General features: G+C 48.4%; 18 protein-coding genes. 10 read left to right on the forward strand and 8 right to left on the reverse strand.

Going from position 1 to position 16,260, the window contains the following annotated elements:
• The first annotated feature begins 5 nt into the window (after positions 1–5).
• Genes N5O98_RS10815 through N5O98_RS10845 form a run of 7 tightly spaced genes read left to right on the forward strand, consistent with a single transcriptional unit; the run spans position 6 to position 2,876 of the window.
• Positions 6–773, forward strand: coding sequence for a 3'-5' exonuclease (locus N5O98_RS10815; RefSeq protein WP_008860772.1), 768 nt, complete (start codon positions 6–8; stop codon positions 771–773).
• Positions 770–1,129, forward strand: a complete 360-nt coding sequence (locus N5O98_RS10820) for a hypothetical protein (RefSeq protein WP_009316565.1) — start codon at positions 770–772, stop codon at positions 1,127–1,129. Before N5O98_RS10815 ends, N5O98_RS10820 begins: the two co-directional genes overlap by 4 nt.
• The gene (locus N5O98_RS10825; protein ID WP_009316566.1) at positions 1,098–1,619 is read left to right on the forward strand and encodes a hypothetical protein; all 522 of its coding nucleotides are present in this window, start codon (positions 1,098–1,100) and stop codon (positions 1,617–1,619) included. The genes N5O98_RS10820 and N5O98_RS10825 overlap by 32 nt, the downstream gene beginning before the upstream one ends.
• Positions 1,600–1,758: a hypothetical protein gene (locus N5O98_RS10830; protein WP_008860769.1), complete on the forward strand. Its 159-nt coding sequence runs from the start codon at positions 1,600–1,602 to the stop codon at positions 1,756–1,758. The genes N5O98_RS10825 and N5O98_RS10830 overlap by 20 nt, the downstream gene beginning before the upstream one ends.
• Positions 1,759–1,761: 3 nt before the next feature.
• On the forward strand, positions 1,762–2,061 hold the full coding sequence (locus N5O98_RS10835) for a hypothetical protein (RefSeq protein ID WP_004322861.1): 300 nt from the start codon (positions 1,762–1,764) through the stop codon (positions 2,059–2,061).
• Between the two features lie 22 nt (positions 2,062–2,083).
• Positions 2,084–2,290, forward strand: coding sequence for a hypothetical protein (locus N5O98_RS10840; protein WP_008860768.1), 207 nt, complete (start codon positions 2,084–2,086; stop codon positions 2,288–2,290).
• Positions 2,283–2,876: a DUF6549 family protein gene (locus N5O98_RS10845; RefSeq protein WP_008860767.1), complete on the forward strand. Its 594-nt coding sequence runs from the start codon at positions 2,283–2,285 to the stop codon at positions 2,874–2,876. The genes N5O98_RS10840 and N5O98_RS10845 overlap by 8 nt, the downstream gene beginning before the upstream one ends.
• Before the next feature lie 288 nt (positions 2,877–3,164).
• Here N5O98_RS10845 and N5O98_RS10850 read toward each other — a convergent pair whose 3' ends face one another.
• Entirely contained in the window at positions 3,165–4,223 is a 1,059-nt protein-coding gene (locus N5O98_RS10850; RefSeq protein WP_269495657.1) for a LuxR family transcriptional regulator, read from the reverse strand.
• A 303-nt stretch (positions 4,224–4,526) separates the two neighbouring features.
• Here N5O98_RS10850 and N5O98_RS10855 point away from each other — a divergent pair, with 303 nt between their 5' ends.
• The 3 genes from N5O98_RS10855 to N5O98_RS10865 are packed head-to-tail and all read left to right on the forward strand — an operon-like array spanning position 4,527 to position 7,829.
• Positions 4,527–5,759: a DUF3575 domain-containing protein gene (locus N5O98_RS10855; RefSeq protein WP_117849247.1), complete on the forward strand. Its 1,233-nt coding sequence runs from the start codon at positions 4,527–4,529 to the stop codon at positions 5,757–5,759.
• Positions 5,756–6,676, forward strand: coding sequence for a DUF5119 domain-containing protein (locus N5O98_RS10860; protein ID WP_117849248.1), 921 nt, complete (start codon positions 5,756–5,758; stop codon positions 6,674–6,676). The genes N5O98_RS10855 and N5O98_RS10860 overlap by 4 nt, the downstream gene beginning before the upstream one ends.
• Positions 6,677–6,716: 40 nt before the next feature.
• Positions 6,717–7,829, forward strand: coding sequence for a fimbrillin family protein (locus N5O98_RS10865; RefSeq protein ID WP_269495661.1), 1,113 nt, complete (start codon positions 6,717–6,719; stop codon positions 7,827–7,829).
• Between the two features lie 213 nt (positions 7,830–8,042).
• Here the strand turns inward: N5O98_RS10865 and N5O98_RS10870 are convergent, their stop codons facing one another.
• The 7 genes from N5O98_RS10870 to N5O98_RS10900 all read right to left on the reverse strand — a co-directional run bounded on the left by N5O98_RS10870 (position 8,043) and on the right by N5O98_RS10900 (position 16,251).
• Positions 8,043–9,401: a transposase gene (locus N5O98_RS10870; RefSeq protein WP_117677899.1), complete on the reverse strand. Its 1,359-nt coding sequence runs from the start codon at positions 9,399–9,401 to the stop codon at positions 8,043–8,045.
• Positions 9,402–9,975: 574 nt separating this feature from the next.
• Positions 9,976–10,908, reverse strand: coding sequence for a hypothetical protein (locus tag N5O98_RS10875; RefSeq protein WP_117515197.1), 933 nt, complete (start codon positions 10,906–10,908; stop codon positions 9,976–9,978).
• 6 nt (positions 10,909–10,914) lie between these two features.
• Positions 10,915–11,655: a toxin-antitoxin system YwqK family antitoxin gene (locus tag N5O98_RS10880; RefSeq protein ID WP_004328512.1), complete on the reverse strand. Its 741-nt coding sequence runs from the start codon at positions 11,653–11,655 to the stop codon at positions 10,915–10,917.
• 151 nt (positions 11,656–11,806) lie between these two features.
• Complete coding sequence (locus tag N5O98_RS10885; protein WP_004328513.1) at positions 11,807–12,430, reverse strand: hypothetical protein; 624 nt, start codon at positions 12,428–12,430, stop codon at positions 11,807–11,809.
• A 21-nt stretch (positions 12,431–12,451) separates the two neighbouring features.
• A complete protein-coding gene (locus tag N5O98_RS10890; protein WP_117719810.1) occupies positions 12,452–12,877 on the reverse strand; it encodes a tetratricopeptide repeat protein in 426 nt (141 codons plus the stop codon).
• Between the two features lie 6 nt (positions 12,878–12,883).
• The gene (locus tag N5O98_RS10895; RefSeq protein ID WP_004328515.1) at positions 12,884–14,014 is read right to left on the reverse strand and encodes a vWA domain-containing protein; all 1,131 of its coding nucleotides are present in this window, start codon (positions 14,012–14,014) and stop codon (positions 12,884–12,886) included.
• Between the two features lie 14 nt (positions 14,015–14,028).
• Positions 14,029–16,251 (reverse strand): DUF5682 family protein, encoded by a 2,223-nt coding sequence (locus N5O98_RS10900; protein ID WP_004328516.1) that lies wholly within the window; start codon positions 16,249–16,251, stop codon positions 14,029–14,031.
• Positions 16,252–16,260 lie beyond the last annotated feature (9 nt).

Here is a 16,260-nt window from a genome sequence, read left to right on the forward strand (position 1 = left end):
AAGATATGGCACCCAAGACAGAACAGAAGATATATGTAGGCATCGGGCTGGACTTCGAGACCGGAGGGCTGGACTGCCGTGAATGCGCCTGTACACAGATCGCCCTGCAAGCCGTCCGTTTCGACACATGGCAGGTATTCGACCGCTATCAGGCGTATATCGCCCCCTACGGGAAACAGGACGCGGGGCTTCCCCGACGCAAGGTGTTGCGTACCCGCCATGAACAGGCGAAAGAACCGGAATATGTCCCGATGAAGTACGAACAGACGGCATTGGACTATTCCGCCATTACCATGGAGATGCTGCGCACACAGGGTGTGGACATGAAGAAAGTCGCCGGAGAAGTCATCGCCTTCGCCAAACGCAGCACCCTCTCGAAGGGCTATCAGTGCAAGCCCGTGCTGGTCGGACAGAACATCGCTTTCGATATCGGATTCCTGCAACAGCTGATGAACTATGCCGGACTGGCCGCCGAGTTTGAAAAGACCTTTTCCGGTACCAAGGACTATTACGGCAACTTCCAGCCGCACTACATCGACACGCTTGTCATGGGACGGTTGGCTTTTGCCGCTGATCCGGAGGTTACTTCGTATAAACTGGAACTGGTAGCCTCAAAATTGGGGGTGGAACTGGACGATGCCCACGATGCGGCTGCGGATGTGACGGCCACGCTTGACATCCTGGGGGTCTATACCTCCCGTCTGCGCCAGACGGAAGGGGCGGCAATCGCTACGCAGAAGAAAGAGAAAACCCGTAAATATTTCAAGATATGAGTATGGACACGAATAAGGAAGCCCAAGGCATTGACCGGGAACAGATTCCCGAGACCATTACATTCCGTACGGCGGACCGGATGACCTACGGGGCGCTGGGCTATGACGGGAACGAACTGATGGCGTTCATATCGGGCTACGACCTGGAAATCAAGTTCAACCTGCGGCTCATCAACTCGCTAGCGGATGCGGAGGCGTGTGCCGATGCGTTGGCCCAGGTATTCTATGACGCATTAATGGAGCAGTTGCTCAATGAAAAGGCGGATTTTGTAAAACCTCCGGGATACAAACCCGCTACTCTTTCAGAAAAGGAAGGAAGAACCGATGTCAGACAAGATAACGAACACGCAGGATAGGCCGGAAGAGAAACCGCTCACGGAGCAGGAGCTGCAATTCTGCAACCTCTATGTGAACGGCGGGCTGGAATATGCCGGACGGCCGAAAAAATGCTTTGTGGAGGTATTCGGTGAGGATACGGTGAAGAACCCGTATGCTTCGGCCAATTACCTGATGAACAAACCGCATGTGCTGGCACATATCAAGGCATTGCTCTCCTCGGAACGGTTCGAGATGGAGACGATGGCTGTAAAGCTGCAGGTGACCGAGACTCTCAAGGCAATCATGGACGAGACGGCCACTTCGGACTATACAGACCGTTTCGGTGTGCCGCTCTCTCCGGCACCGCTCAGGGCCGTGTCGGTCAATGCCGCCAAGGCGCTGATGGATATCTTCCCCATCAGGCACAAGGAGGAGAACCGCCTGCGTATCGAAGGCAGCGACGGCAATGTTATCTTCAATGTAATCGTACCCCAAAATCCTGTAAAAGATGGCGAAGCGGAAACGTAAAATCACTAAGGAAGAAATCGCCTGGTGGGTCTATCTGGCGATGATGATCGCGCTTGTCATCTATGGGTTCCGGGATAGTGCGGCAGCCGAGACTCTGCTGAGGGCTATCAGGGACGCATTCTCACTTTTAATGGAATAAGATATGGAACAACTCAAAGAATTTGTAATGAAGTACTTCAAGATCATTGTCGTGGTACTCTCGTTCTCGCTGACACTGTACATACAGCATGTCAACAACACCGCCCAAATTGCAGAACTGGAAACCAAATGTATCGGTTTGGAAGTGGAAATCAAGAACCAGTATGACCGTATCAACGCCATGAAGCTGGACAAGTCCGTGTTCGAGGCAACCATGATGCAGCTCAACACGGTACAGAATGACCTGCACGAAATCCGTGCCGATATCCGTGAACTTCTCAAATGTCAGGGAACGCACAAGTAAAAACATCGTGGAAAGACCAGTTATGAAAAAGAATGCATACGTTACCATCATCGCTTCGCCTGAACTCTCCGAAATGAGGTTGGACGAACTGGTCGGTCGCCGTGGACTGGTCGTTGAAGACCTCCCGCAGAACCGAAAAAAGAACCGGGGCGGCCTTGTATTGTTGGAAGAAATCTATATGGATGAATTTCTGTGGTTCATCCCCGAAGAATCAGTATCATATGAGTAGATTAAACAGAATACTTCTGGCAACGGTGTTGCTGCTCTGTAGCATCCTCTGGCTGCAGCACCGGCGGACAATACGCCTCACGGAAGAACGCGACCGATTCCGCATGAACAGCACCGCACTGCTTTCCGATGTGAAGCGGATGCAGATCGATTCAGCGACGATGGTCCTCGATGCCAAGGCATTGCGGCTGACTATAGATGAGTATAAAGAGTTCCGTGCCAAGGATGCCGAGACCATCGAAAGGCTAGGCGTGAAAATCAGGAACCTCGAAGTGGCTGCACGGCATGAAGTCGAAGTGAAAGCCCCGATAGATGCCGCCATCCGTGACACGCTCATTATCCGTGATACCGTTCCACTGCTGCGGCAGAAGGTGGAGATGGTTACACCGTATATCCAACTTACCGGGTTGATCGAGAACAAACGGCTCAAAGGCGACATCAAAGTTCCGGTAACCCTCAATCAGGCGGTTTGGGTAGAATACAAGGGATGGTGGTTCTGGAAGCGTGTAAAGGCTATCCATCAGTCCATTTCCAGTGACAACCCGTATGTGGAAATCAGGTATTCGGAATATATACGCATACAGTGAAAGAACATGTGTCTTTTATATGTGAAAAGTTCCTGTGACGCCGGTGCGCCAAGGGACTTTTTGCTTTTAGATGTGTTAAAGGCAGATGAATATTCATGCAATGGTTTCCCCGGGATTAGTTTTCAGGTGAAAAATTAAATAACAGATATATTACAATTGACGTGACGACCTGAATGTCCCCCGGATGAATGTTCGGGGGATTTTTTTTCTTTTGGGCGTTCCCGTGGGACGGTCGGGCTTTACGTTTCAAGTCCTCGCCTAAAGGCTGTGGGCTTTACTCTGCAATCCCTAACGCATGGCTGAAAAGTCCTCTTGCCGGTGTTCTTCTTCATACAGCCTCATGCGTTCTTGTAATGCTTCTTTTAAATTGTCGCTTTTTTTCAGTCCGAGTTTGGCACGTATGTTCGCTCGTTGGCTGGTTATGTTTCCGCTACTCCGATGTAATAATTCGCATATTTGGCTGACGGTCTTGTCTTGCAGTATTAAACGGCAGATGTTTAATTCGGACGGGGATAAATTGGGATATATTCTCCTGATTGTATCAAGTTTACTTTTTTCCTTTTTCTGGTATGCGGCAAGGGCTGTAAAAAGATTTTCTTTGGATTGTTCCCCTATTATGTTTAACAGGGAGCTTGTCTTTTCTTCCGGGTTATTCTCGCTTAACAACTCGGCGAACGCGAATAGTTCTTCCTTTTTCATTTGGAGACGTTTCAAAAGCATTTCCTCTTCCTCTTTTAGCAAGTTGCTACTTTTTAGCAAGCTGCTGATATTACTGTGTAAGGATCTTCCTAATAAGGGGATCATGGTGTATATGATGATGACCAAAGGCAGATAACTGTATAGGAACGGTTCGTCGGTGATAAGTGTGCAGATTGTATAGGAAGCTATGGTAAGGGAGGACAATAGGATGGAGATATTACTCATATAGGCACAGATGGAAAGCATGGTAAATAAGAGAGAGATAGTAATGTTACTCATTATCAATGCTCTTTGATAACTATATTCATATCCGCTACATATTGAGCAATAAATTATTTCGATAAAAATCTCGATATGTATGGCTATCAGTATAATGGAAAAGGTCGTGGTCAGATTTACTCTCTTTTTAAAATAAGCGAGAGTACACATAATGATAAACAGGAATAATGCGCTGTTAATATAATAAAACTGTTCATTGGGAAATGGAACTGAAAATATGTATATGGGTGCGCATAAGGCCAGCATGAGCAGGGATAGATGAAAGACACGTTTTTGTTGATACGTTATTATCTTTTCTCTTTCTTTTTTGTCGTAAGTTTGAGTTTTTATTGAACTTAGAAAAGTAGCGGCTTTTGTGCTGATTTTCATGTGTTTTATTGTTTTAAGTGTTATTAAGTATGATGTTTCCTGCAAAAATAACTGTTTTTTTTTTTTTTTTTGTATGCTTAAGTACTTTTCTTTATGATGTTAAGTATTTTTAATTGTTGTGTAAGCATGATTGGCTGCTGTGGTAAGTGTTGTAGCTGTTGTGTGGTTGTCTTTTTAAGTATTTATAAGTTTAAAATACTTGTTTTTTGCTTTGGGAGCTGGTTTATAGGTATGTATTTTTGCGGTCGAAATTCAAGGGGTGTAAAAGCCTGGGTTTGGATTGTCATATTAACAAATGATTAAATGACGAAAAGATGTTTTTTTTATATTAAATGTGTATTGTTCGTGCTCGTGTTGAGTATAAGCGGAGAAATATCCGCTCAGGAGAAGCGTGATTCGGTAAGGATCTATTTTCATCAAGGAAAGGTAAATATAGATACATGTTTACTTGACAATGGGAACGAGATGGAGCGGTTTGCTAAAATCTGTTCCGCATTGAACGACTCCGTCCGTCTTATCAGGAAAATTCAAATAATAGGAGGAGCTTCCCCGGAAGGAGGGGGGCTGTTGAATGGAAGGCTGTCTGAAAAACGAGCAGAGGTTTTGTGGCGGTATATATCACCTTATATAAAGATTCCGGTATTGGAGAGGGATTTTCATTTTTCGGGAAGCGACTGGAACGGACTTATAACGATGGTGAGAGCGGATGTGAATGTTCCGGAGAGGGAGGATGTCCTTCGTTTGTTGGAGAAGATCGTCCGTTTGGAAAACCAGGACAGCCCTTATTGGGGGGGAGAACTGAAAAGACTGAAAGGGGGGAGGCCATACTCATATTTGTATAAATTCCATTTTCCGAAACTTCGTTCGTCGATGGTGAAAATATGCTATGATAGTGATCCGATAAATCCCGTCAGAGATACGGTATATATACATACACGTGATACGTTGTGCATCCATGATACCGTTACCGTCATAGCTCCGGTAAAGAAACGGCCGTTTTGCATGGCGGTGAAAACAAACTTGCTTTATGACGCTGTTTTGATACCTGACATCGGGGTTGAGTTCTGTTTGGGGAAGAACTGGTCTGTGGCCGGGAATTGGATGTATGCCTGGTGGAAAAGTGATCGGAAGCATAATTATTGGCGTATCTATGGGGGAGATGTGGAGTTGCGCCGCTGGTTCGGTCGGAGAGCGGTGGAAAAACCGTTTTCCGGGCATCATGTCGGATTGTACGGGCAGATCGTCACCTATGATTTCGAATTGGGTGGGAAAGGTTACTTGGGGGATAAATGGAGTTACGGGGGAGGCGTGGCTTACGGCTACTCGTTACCTGTGGGACATCGGTTCAATGTGGATTTCACGTTGGGAATCGGCTACCTTGGAGGATCGTACAAGGAGTACATCCCTTTGGACGGTCACTATGTATGGCAGACCACTAAAAACCGCCGCTGGTTCGGCCCGACCAAGGCGGGTATCTCTTTGGTGTGGTTGATCGGGCGGGGGAATTATAGCCGGAAGAAAGGAGGCAGGCAGTGATACGGATACGCTTTAGTCTGGTGTTCATATTTTTATGGATGGGACTGACGGCTTGTGAGCATAAGGATTTATGTTACGATCATCCGCACTTTGCCACGGTGCGGGTAATATTCGACTGGACCAAGATTTCCAATCATGACAAGCCTGAAGGCATGAGGGTCGTATTTTATCCGACCGACGATGAAAGCAACACGTGGATATTTGATTTCCCCGGAGGAGAGGATGGGGAAGTGGAGCTCCCCGAGAATGATTACCGGGTAATTTGCTTCAACTACGATACCGACGGGATGGTTTGGAAAGAAAACGGCAGTTACACGCTTTTTACTGCCGATACGCGTGATGTTCGGTCGCCGGATAACCGGACAATGGCCGTCACCCCACCCTGGCTGTGTGGCGACCATATAGACAGAGTTATCCTCAAGGACATTCCGGGAGGAAGCGCGGAGATAGTACGGCTGACTCCCGTAAACATGGTATGTCACTACACGTATGAGGTGAACGGTCTTCGGGGACTGGACAGGGTGGCGGATTTGCGGGCCGCTCTTTCCGGCATGTCCGGCTCGCTTAACATGTCCGGCGACAGTTTGCCCGCCGGTCTTTCGGAGAGCCTGCTCTTTGATGGAATGGTTTCACGGAATCAGATTATAGGCGGATTCTATACGTTTGGACATTCCGCACTTGAAGGAGAGCCCAATGTTTTCCGGCTGTATCTCAAGAACCGTTCCGGCAGCATGTCTGTATTGGAACAGGACGTGAGCGGCCAAGTGCATGATGTCCCGGTAGTGGGGCATGTCGGTGATGTGCATCTGGTGTTGAATTTTGATTATGAGGTACCATCCGAGCCGGGAAGTGACGGTGCGGGATTTGATGTGGACGTTGATGATTGGGATGATGTGAATATGGATATAGTGTTGTAATCGAGTTTTATTAATTATATTTATTAACAATTTTCATTTTATGAAAAAAAGTACAGTAATGCTTGGGGCAATCTTTGGAACATTGTTGATGGGTTGCTCAGACGAGGAGATTGCGAATGTGGAAACCTCCTCACGAAATGCGATTGGTTTTAACGTGTTAAGTAATGCGGCGGAAACGAGGGCTACCCCTACTACCAACACCAACTTGAAGAACACCGATTTCGACGTGTTCGCTTTTACGGCGGATGGTACTGCCTTCATGGGAAAGGTAGACACGGATTTTGGACATGACGGAGTGAAGATCGTGTACAAAAATGGTAAGTGGGATTATGACAATGCGAGCGACCTTCGTTATTGGCCTACCGAGGCTTTGGACTTTTACGCGTTCAATCCCGGAACGGTTAGTGAAGACATGATGGTGAATTATATGTGGGAAGCCTCCGGGACTGTCCAAAAGATAAGTTATACCTGCATCGATGAGTATGGAGCCGGTACTCATGAAAACTACGACGTGATGTATGCCATGGCCAAAGACCGGACAAAAGACATGAACAACGGAGTAGTGAAATTTAATTTCAAACATATTCTGTCACAGGTCGTATTCAAAGCAAAGACCGAATATGCTAACATGGAGGTGGACATCAAGGACATCAAGATTTATAATATCAAATTTAGCGGCACCTTCACATTGCCTAAGACAGACGAGGAAACGGGAAGTTGGAGTTCGCCTGATTTAACACATTCATTCCCATATACCGTAGTGCAAAACACAAACATCACGGTCAAAGGTAATGACCCAGTTACCAATATTACCACAGATACTCCTATGCTGAATATACCACAGAAGCTGACTGCTTGGAAAGTTTCCGAAACAGGCACCAAAACCAAGGAGCAGGCCGATAATGCGAAGCAATGTTATCTGGAGATCGCCTGCAAAATCCGGCAGTCCGGAGCTTATCTGTTGGGTTCAGCAAGCGAATACAAAACAATTTATGTTCCGTTCGGAGATACATGGGAACAGGGCAAGCGCTATATCTACACGTTGATTTTCGGTGGTGGTTATACTGATCAGGGAGAGGCTGTGTTGAATCCGATCCAGTTTGATGCAGAGACAACAGGCTGGGTTAATGCGGCAAAAGACGTAAACGTTTAATTAATATCGTACCCGTTGGCAGGTTAAACTGTAGGGATATTCAGTAAATGTCCCTAAAAAATAAGATGGCATATGAAGATGATGGCGCATCATCACTTCCTATGCCATTTTTATTGTAGTTTTTCGTTGTTTTCTCACATAATTTTATCCGTCAAGACAAGACTTTCCTGAAGAAGTCTGATGACCTCTTTTGATTCTGTCAGTAAAATCATATCATACCGCTTTAACCGTCCTGTTCCTGATCTTGTCAATCATCAGTACGGCATTTGCCGTATGTATTCCGAAAAAGATCCACAGGATTTCCGTCTTCCTGTTCCGTGCCTTTATCCTTGAGAGCGAGTAATGCTGCTTCTGTGTGCCGAAGCTGCCTTCAAGCCGGGTAGCCCTCTCCCTTGAGAGTTCACTTCTGAGAACCCTTCTCAACTGCTCATCCTTTGCCGCCTTTCCCTTGCACACGAAGGAAGTGGATATTCCGTATTTCGTGCAAAACTTCCTGTTGGCATTGTTGGCGTATATGGAATCGGCAGCCACACATCTTACCCTCACGTTCATGAGTTTCTGCTGCATACGGATACAGTCCTTCAGACGTATACCCTCATTGAAAGCCTTGAACGAGAGGTGTTCGATGAACGATATGCCGTCTATCTGTATATTGTTCACTTTTGCACCGAACTCAACAGACTTGGTTTCCTTTCCCCTTACGATAGGACGTACATAATGGCGGTCAATGCTGACGATGCGGTCACTGACCTTCCGGCCTTCAAACATTTCCTTCTCCTGTACAAGGACCTTTCTGATGACGGACAGCCGTTTCCGGTAATCCGGTGTGTATCGGAGTGAGACACCGTACTTCCTATGGATTCCATCCCTCTGTATGAGGAGTTTTTCAAGAAGCCTGATCATACGGCGCTTGAGCATCCTTGTCCGTGAAACCTTCCTTTTTCTTTTCTTGCTGTAGGACAGATAAGACGCTTCCACATCCGCATATTTGTTGCGCGGACGCCTTATGCCAAGCTCCCCGCAATGCTGACAGATATGTCTGTGAAGCCATTCAATGCTTTCCCAAAGAAGTTTCATGTCCGTAGGAAAACGCATATGGCTCTCATAGCATGTGGCATCGCTCATGCACACGTGAAGGTTCTCAAGATAAGGTTTCCAGTGTGAGGCCAGCACTTCCTGGAGGAATTCAATGTCAAGACGGGATGCCATCTCATTGCGGATGGCACTGACTATCTTGTAGTTGGTTATGGGGAAGGACGGGTCTATCATGATTCCGCAGAACATCTGATAGTGTATGTTGCCGTTCAGATGTTCCACCAGCTGTCTGTCGGAGAATCCGGTGTAGGATTTCAGGAGCATGAGGGCAATCTTTGCCGAAGGGCTGAAAATGTTCCTGCGCCCCAGACGCTGTTCCGACAGGCCTGCGGCTTTTGCCATGCGTTCAAACGGGAACACTGAGTGAAGCCTGCCAAGCTCACTCTCATTAAAACTTTTGCGGTATTTTTCCAGAATATCAAATTCTGTAAAGCCCAAAGTTGGGTGAATTTCGGAAATATTTTGTATCTTAGCCATATCTTGGTTTAGGAATTTCCCCCACTTTGGATGCCAAACCTTAATTTCGGGGGAATACCTAAAGATACAAAAAAACCAGCTAATTCACAAAACTTTGTGTATGAATTAGTTGGCTAATTTTATACTATTTACTGAATCTCCCAACTGTAATCCGATATTCGTAGACCCGGAACGGGGCATTGAAAGCACTCTTGGAGTTTTTCATTTGTCAACAGGTTATTATCTTTGGATAGGTAGCTTTTTGACTTTGCTATTGGGCGAAATCGCATTGTTTGTATTAAAAAACAAAATAGGATGACTCACTATAATCTACTTCGTATTTTTCCATAAATGCAATCCTTGCCAAAAAGCAGTTTGTTCGGGTGGTTGTTTGGGCGTTCCCCCTTCGGGTCGGGCTTTCCGCTACAAGTCCTCGCTATGCTGTGGCTTTTCCCCTGCAATCCCTAACGTGGGTGAAAGGGTTTTCACTATCTTGCGCTTGCACTTTGACACACGGGGCTTCGGCTGTTCGCCGAAACTTCCCGCGCCCCGTCCCGCCCGAAAGAGTTCCCCGGCGTTTGTCCGGCAGCCGACATTATTCAAGGTAGTATTCTATAATATCTTTTATCAGTAGCTCTTCTCCTTGTTTCCATAATTTCCAGCCTTGTTCACTCTTTATTGTATCGCCTTGTACCTCAAACGGTTTTCGGACTTCTGTATTGTCCTTGAAGCAGACTACCGTCACCATGCGAAGATAGTCTTCCCAAGAGATATAGTAGGTGTCAAAGTCATGCGTTCTTTTCGCTGGAATACCATTTATCCGCATGAGGCTGCGGTTGCGTTGCATCCTGTTTCCATGCATCATAATCTGCCCAGATGAACAGTTGATCCATGCCGTTTTTCCGCTTTCCTCGTTCAGTACAATTTCAGCCCTTCCCGCCATTAAGCCCAACACTCTAAAACGGAGCATGGGAAAAGTGTAGGTCAGACTTGCCGTCTCTTCTAAGTATTCATGTATGTTGCTTCCGGATCTCCATGCCAAGGGCATTAACGTATCTGATTCCGAAGAGTAACGATAGTAATATCTGCCATCTTTGCATGAAGCGTTATTCTGTCCGTCCTGCCATTCCTGCGGATTGTCATCCTTCCTTTTCCGCTCGGCAATATCCTTGTCAAACGGATACTGATGCAGTGCAATGCTATCTTCCGGCTCCTTGCACGTTGCTGTCCGGTATAATGGTATGACGGGGTTCTGCTCGGCTATGACCTCCATGAACCCAATACCCAAAGGAGCATATAATCCATTCTTGCGTTGGAACTGGAAATGATTGCCTTGTATGAAAAGGGAGGGAAAATCATCGGAAGCAATCCCCGTTATTATATCCGCTTCGCCAATAACATCCGCTGTCCGTTGGTCTTGTTTGCATGAAGATGTGCAGGCGGACTCATTGTCTGTCGGAGGCATAGGCGGCTTGCAACTCATGACCGATGCAGCCGTCAAAAGTAGTGTTATGATGACGGTTTTCATCTAAGTTTAAGCCCCACCTTCACCATGCCATGTGCAGGTTTGGGTATTATCTTGATAGTTATGCTGTATCCATTGCCCTGATTTCTCACCGTCGGTGTATTGTCCCTCAATGGTTATATAGGGTTTACCCTCCCATGTTGATTCCACACGATACGAACCGTCGAGTTTTCCATTACGGTAGTGGCATGTAGTCTTGCTGCGTATTGCGCGGCCGTCCTCGAAGATTTCCCATTCCTCGCCATCTTTTTTCCCGTCGATATAATGAGATTCAAAAATCTGCTTACCCGTCTTGTTGGCAAAGCGACGTTCCCGCCCGTTCTCCACACTCTGTTTGTACTCCTTTTCTATCTCTATTTTTCCGTTACGGAAATAGGTCTTTACAGTTCCGTCTATCTTGCCTTGTAGTATGGGTGTTTCCTTTCGAGGAGTAACGCCGTCTTGGTAGTATTCCGTGAATGTACCGTTACGCTTGCCCTTGACATATATGCCCGACTCACGCAATACCCCGTCACGGTAGCGATGATAGTCACCGTTTATCATGCCGTCTGAAAGTTTCACGTGTTCTTCGTCAAGCCCTCGTATAATGCGATATTTTCCCTGCAACGGCCGTTTACTGTCTTTTTTATAATATACTGTGCGGTGTGCATCATCCGTCAGGGGCTGCAAATCATTCCATTCTACTGTTTGTTGTGCGGAAACCGTGCCGCAAAGCAACAAAAAAATGTATAGTATCAACATTCTATTCATATGTCGTATATTTTTATTTTTCGAGGTTGATAATGTTCTGTGGCAAACTGATTTTCAGGGGGGGGCAAACCGCTTATTATATTTATTTTGAAGAAATTTCTCCATTCTTATAGCTTTGCTATAAAATAAAGCATTAATCCAACTATTATATTCACTCTTCAAGTTTACTTTTCACCAATTTCAGGAATTCCTCCTTAGTCATGAACCTGTCGAGAAAATCATTCAGTCGTCCCTCATTGGTTACTTCCGTGAAAAATTCCTCATGATCCGTACTCCAGACGACAGGATTCTCAGGGTCGTTATCTGACAGGCAGATGAGATAGTAATTGGGATAACCGTCCGTATAAAGCAGCTCTACAAAATCCGGAGTGGCACAATTTGAATACTTGATGATTTCACCCAGCTCTGCATTATCCGTAAACCAACCATTCCATTCTTCAAAATCCGGTGTCCCTTTTTGGAATGGCGTAAATGGTCTGGCAACCCAAAACAGTTGGCGGCGAGGTTCTTCATCCAAGGTAAAGAACGTATCTGTCATTTCCTTATAGAACGCCTCCCTGTCAGAATTGAACAACTCCATATGCTCATCCACCCAATCGCCCAAACCTTCAATCGGCTCTGTATCTTCGGCAGCCAGCCAGGGCGTGTCCACCGGTTTAAGGAACAAGGCCGTATCGAATGTAATGGCACAGAGATCCTCTTTCAGTGAATTCCCTTTCAGGTTTGCTACGTTGCCGCCCAGTAGCCTGATTCTGTCTGTTATTTCCTTTTTCATGAGTGCCGTATAATTTTGTTATTATTTTTGTTTGAGATTCACATGCCCGGACAGCCATTGGAAATATTTCCAGTCTTCCTTGAAAATCTTTTCCCCTTCGAGCATATAGGCGTGGAGAAGAAATTCAGTTGCATTGGTTTCATCCTCCATTTCCAGATAGTTCTCGCCAAGGCGCAGCAGGATGAAAGGATTGTCTGTCTCTCCGATATTGTAGCATTTGCGGAAAAACTCCAGCGACTTGCCGTAGTTCCCCATCATGAAATGGGCGTCACCGATTGAGCCGACGAGCCAGAGATATGCTTCCCAGTCTTCCTTCGGTTCAGGAAGGATGTCCAGTGCCTCTTGGAAACAGGAGATGGCTTTCGCGTAATCTTCGCTTTCCATCGCCTCATTTCCCGTTTCTGACAGTTCTTCGATTCTGTCGTACAGTTCATCTGAAAGTTCCATATTCCTCTATTTTTCTTTGATATTCTTTGATGCCCACATCCCGATATCCTGCTTGCTCAATGCCGCAGCCATCAGGTCGGGGAATTTGTCAGGCGTACAGGCAAATGTGGGAACACCCAGACCGGCAAGATACTCGGCATTACGCTTGTCGTAGCAGGGCGCCCCGTCATCGTTCAGGGCCGGAAGCACAATCAGCTGCACACCGCTGGCCACAATGGAGGCGAAACGCTTGCGCATCTCCTTCTCGTCACCGCCTTCATAGAGGTCGGTCACCAGTACCAGCACAGTGTCCTGCGGCCGTGTGATCACACCCTGACAGTAAGTCAGGGCCCTGGCTATGTCGGTTCCTCCGCCGAGCTGGACACCGAACAACAGGTCAACCGGGTCCTGCAGGTCATCGGTAAGGTCAACGACCGAAGTGTCGAACACCACCATACGCGTATTGACGGACGGCAGGGAGGCCAGTACCGAACCGAAGATGCCGGAATATACGACAGAGGTTCCCATCGAACCGCTCTGGTCGAGACAGAGAATGATGTCCTTCAGAGCCTTGCATTTTCTGCCGTAGCCTATCCTGACTTCCGGAATGACGGTCTTGTACTGGGGCTGGTAGTTCTTCAGGTTCTTTATGATGGTCGTCTTCCAGTCTATCTCGTTGTAACGGGGATTGCGCCTTCTCGCCGAACGGTTCAAAGCACCGGTGACGGCCTGCTGGGTCGGGGAAGAGAGCTTCCGCAGCAGGTCATCCACGACCTTGCGTACAACCTGACGGGCCATGTCCTTGTTCTTTTCGGGAATGGCCCTGCCGAGTGACATCAGTGTAGCTACCAGATGTACGTCAGGGACAACTGTTGCCAGCATCTCCTTCTCGGTAAGCAGCGAATCGATATGCAGACGCTTGATGGCATCCCTCTGGATGACCTGCACGACGGTCTGTGGGAAAAACTCCCGGATATCGCCAAGCCAGCGGCTTACCTTTGGGGCCGACGACCCGAGTCCGCCGCGGCGGTCACTGTCATAGACGGCTTCCAGCGAACTGTCAAGGCGCTGTTCTTCCACCGTCAGCGTTACACCCGTCCCGTCAGCGGCATTCCCGCCGAGAGCCATACGCCATCTTTTCAAATATTCTGTTTCCATGTTCTGTTCCTTTTTTATCCGATTCCCAGAAGTCTGCCGAGCAGGGGTATTACTTTGGATGCATCCCCGTCATTGCAGGAATGTTCCCCGGAGGCGATTCCGGTATCGGTTCCGTTCAATTCGAATCCTTTGGCCTTCTCGCCGAGTTTGCGGCGCTCGGCTGTAGTGAAATTGCTGAATGTACGTCTGATCACCGGCAGCAGTTCTATGAAATTTGCGTCGCTCAAACCGCAGAGCCAGCCGTTCACGAGCTGCCACAGGTTGTCGTCCAGCAGCAGTACCGAACCTGATGCACGCAGGAATCCCTCAAACCAGTATGCGATGTCGGAAGGTGCGTTGCCCACCGATGAATAGAAGCTCAAGGTGTCACGCATCTCTTCACGCGATATCCTGCCCTTGTCGTAGAGTATGCGTGCCGCGTACCCGGAGAGCAGCGGATGCGCTCCTGATGAATTGCGGATCTGCTGCACGAACCCATACCACATGCCGTTCAGCTCTTCGTCATCAAGCGTGGATACGGCATAGTTGGTAGCCGACAGGTGTTCAAGAAGTTCTCCGGCTGCCTCCTCGTCGATGTTGATGCAGACGAGCAGACCTCCTGCAAGGATACGTGCCACCATGGCCCGGAGCATGTTGCCCACCTTGCTGAAATCCAGATTGCGGACATCGCCGTAACGGACGATGTTCACCAGGTCGGGAACCGCTTCCATCATCTCCACAATGTCTGTGGATGCCGCCGACAGACGGTCAAGACGGATGGTCATCGCTTCCACAAGCTCCGGAAGGTTGGCCGGAATGACCCGGTCAAGAAGTCCCGTCAGTTCGGGGATTCTGGTGATTCCGGTCATGCGGTCGGAGACGTACTTCTGCACGGCTTCCTCCACGGTATTGCCCCAGACTGCCCGTTCTATGATGCAGACAATCTGTTCCGGTCTATGGTAAAGACTCCATTTTTCCTTGAAAGTACCCTTGCCGCCTGCGGTTTCCGGCTTGGCCCAGTCTATGTCAAGCAGGGCCAGGCGGTGGAAGAACAGGCTGCGTTCCAGGTCGGTCTCCTTGCGCAGGTCAAGTGTCATCTCCTTTATTTCCGCCGTGAAAGGAACACGCAAGCGTTTCTGCTGCCGTTCCACGTCAATCAGGAGAGGGACTTTGGGTACCGCTTCCGGCACTTTGCCCAGACAGTTGCCCACGATGAGCGATTCCCTGACGAGCTGCAGCAGCATATCGTCCCCGAAGCCCATTACGGTGGTCACCGCCTCGTTGTATTCCTCAAGCGTCGGGGCGGGCAATCCACGCAACGCAGCTGTCGTCTGCGCCAGACGGACTGTCTCGATTACGTGGGCCACCGAGATGTCCATGTCCTTCTTCCTCAGAAGGGCCGCTATACGGCTGACCCACCAGGTGCCGTCATCTTCCGGATGATGCCACAGGTAATGATACCATCCCGGAGAGTCTATGCCGGCCCCGTAACCGCTGCGGAAGGTGAGCCTGTCATACGTCCACGGAATCCACGTGCATTCCGCCTTTACCTTCGGGAGCCCTTTCAGCAGCTCGTTGTCATCCTTCACCTTCGGCATATTCTCCAGTGCCGGGACATGCCATGCCCCGCAGATTACGGCTATGCACCCGAAAGGTTCCTTCTGGGCCGCTCGTATCATGCGACGCATCCACGCTTCACGGACAAGGTTCCTGCGGGAGGTATGTTCCGGGAGAGCTTCCCTGAGCGCGGTCACAGCTTCCTTGACGGCCTCGAAGATGCCGCTGCCGTCTCTGCGCTGTTCTATGTTCATGTTCCACCACGATTCACCGTCAGTATAGCCGGCAGCTTCTGCCAGCAGGTCAAACGGATCACCCGGCTGTTTAATAGCTTCATCATCCGCTTCTACAGGCTCGTTGCCATCCTTCCTTTCCGCTTCGAAGGCAAGGGAATGGGCAAGCGGGAGATCGAAGAAGCGTAAGGTGACATTCTCCCGGAGAGCATAGCGCAAAGCCTGCCATTCCGGCGAGAAGTCGGCAAACGGATAGAATACGGCATTCTGCGGCACATCGGGTTGATAGCCGAGCAGGGCTACCGGAGGCTTCATCTGCCCGTAGGAGACGAACGGCATGAGAGCCTCGGCCTCCGCCGGTCCCTCAAGCAGTATGAGGTCGGGACGGATACGCTCAAGTTCCTGCAGGATGTTCCGGCAGGAGCCCGGCCCGTGATGACGTATTCCCAATAGATGAATGTCTGTCATATTACTTGT

This window comes from Bacteroides sp. LFL-34, from assembly GCF_027257075.1.
Classification (GTDB): domain Bacteria; phylum Bacteroidota; class Bacteroidia; order Bacteroidales; family Bacteroidaceae; genus Bacteroides; species Bacteroides ovatus.

What these genes read in the sequence shown, in the direction of transcription:
- N5O98_RS10815 (WP_008860772.1), top strand. Translation starts at nt 6, where the DNA reads ATGGCACCCAAGACAGAACAGAAGATATATGTAGGCATCGGGCTGGAC.
- N5O98_RS10820 (WP_009316565.1), top strand. Translation starts at nt 770, where the DNA reads ATGAGTATGGACACGAATAAGGAAGCCCAAGGCATTGACCGGGAACAG.
- N5O98_RS10825 (WP_009316566.1), top strand. Translation starts at nt 1,098, where the DNA reads ATGTCAGACAAGATAACGAACACGCAGGATAGGCCGGAAGAGAAACCG.
- N5O98_RS10830 (WP_008860769.1), top strand. Translation starts at nt 1,600, where the DNA reads ATGGCGAAGCGGAAACGTAAAATCACTAAGGAAGAAATCGCCTGGTGG.
- N5O98_RS10835 (WP_004322861.1), top strand. Translation starts at nt 1,762, where the DNA reads ATGGAACAACTCAAAGAATTTGTAATGAAGTACTTCAAGATCATTGTC.
- N5O98_RS10840 (WP_008860768.1), top strand. Translation starts at nt 2,084, where the DNA reads ATGAAAAAGAATGCATACGTTACCATCATCGCTTCGCCTGAACTCTCC.
- N5O98_RS10845 (WP_008860767.1), top strand. Translation starts at nt 2,283, where the DNA reads ATGAGTAGATTAAACAGAATACTTCTGGCAACGGTGTTGCTGCTCTGT.
- N5O98_RS10850 (WP_269495657.1), bottom strand. Translation starts at nt 4,223, where the DNA reads ATGAAAATCAGCACAAAAGCCGCTACTTTTCTAAGTTCAATAAAAACT.
- N5O98_RS10855 (WP_117849247.1), top strand. Translation starts at nt 4,527, where the DNA reads ATGACGAAAAGATGTTTTTTTTATATTAAATGTGTATTGTTCGTGCTC.
- N5O98_RS10865 (WP_269495661.1), top strand. Translation starts at nt 6,717, where the DNA reads ATGAAAAAAAGTACAGTAATGCTTGGGGCAATCTTTGGAACATTGTTG.
- N5O98_RS10870 (WP_117677899.1), bottom strand. Translation starts at nt 9,401, where the DNA reads ATGGCTAAGATACAAAATATTTCCGAAATTCACCCAACTTTGGGCTTT.
- N5O98_RS10875 (WP_117515197.1), bottom strand. Translation starts at nt 10,908, where the DNA reads ATGAAAACCGTCATCATAACACTACTTTTGACGGCTGCATCGGTCATG.
- N5O98_RS10880 (WP_004328512.1), bottom strand. Translation starts at nt 11,655, where the DNA reads ATGAATAGAATGTTGATACTATACATTTTTTTGTTGCTTTGCGGCACG.
- N5O98_RS10885 (WP_004328513.1), bottom strand. Translation starts at nt 12,430, where the DNA reads ATGAAAAAGGAAATAACAGACAGAATCAGGCTACTGGGCGGCAACGTA.
- N5O98_RS10890 (WP_117719810.1), bottom strand. Translation starts at nt 12,877, where the DNA reads ATGGAACTTTCAGATGAACTGTACGACAGAATCGAAGAACTGTCAGAA.
- N5O98_RS10895 (WP_004328515.1), bottom strand. Translation starts at nt 14,014, where the DNA reads ATGGAAACAGAATATTTGAAAAGATGGCGTATGGCTCTCGGCGGGAAT.
- N5O98_RS10900 (WP_004328516.1), bottom strand. Translation starts at nt 16,251, where the DNA reads ATGACAGACATTCATCTATTGGGAATACGTCATCACGGGCCGGGCTCC.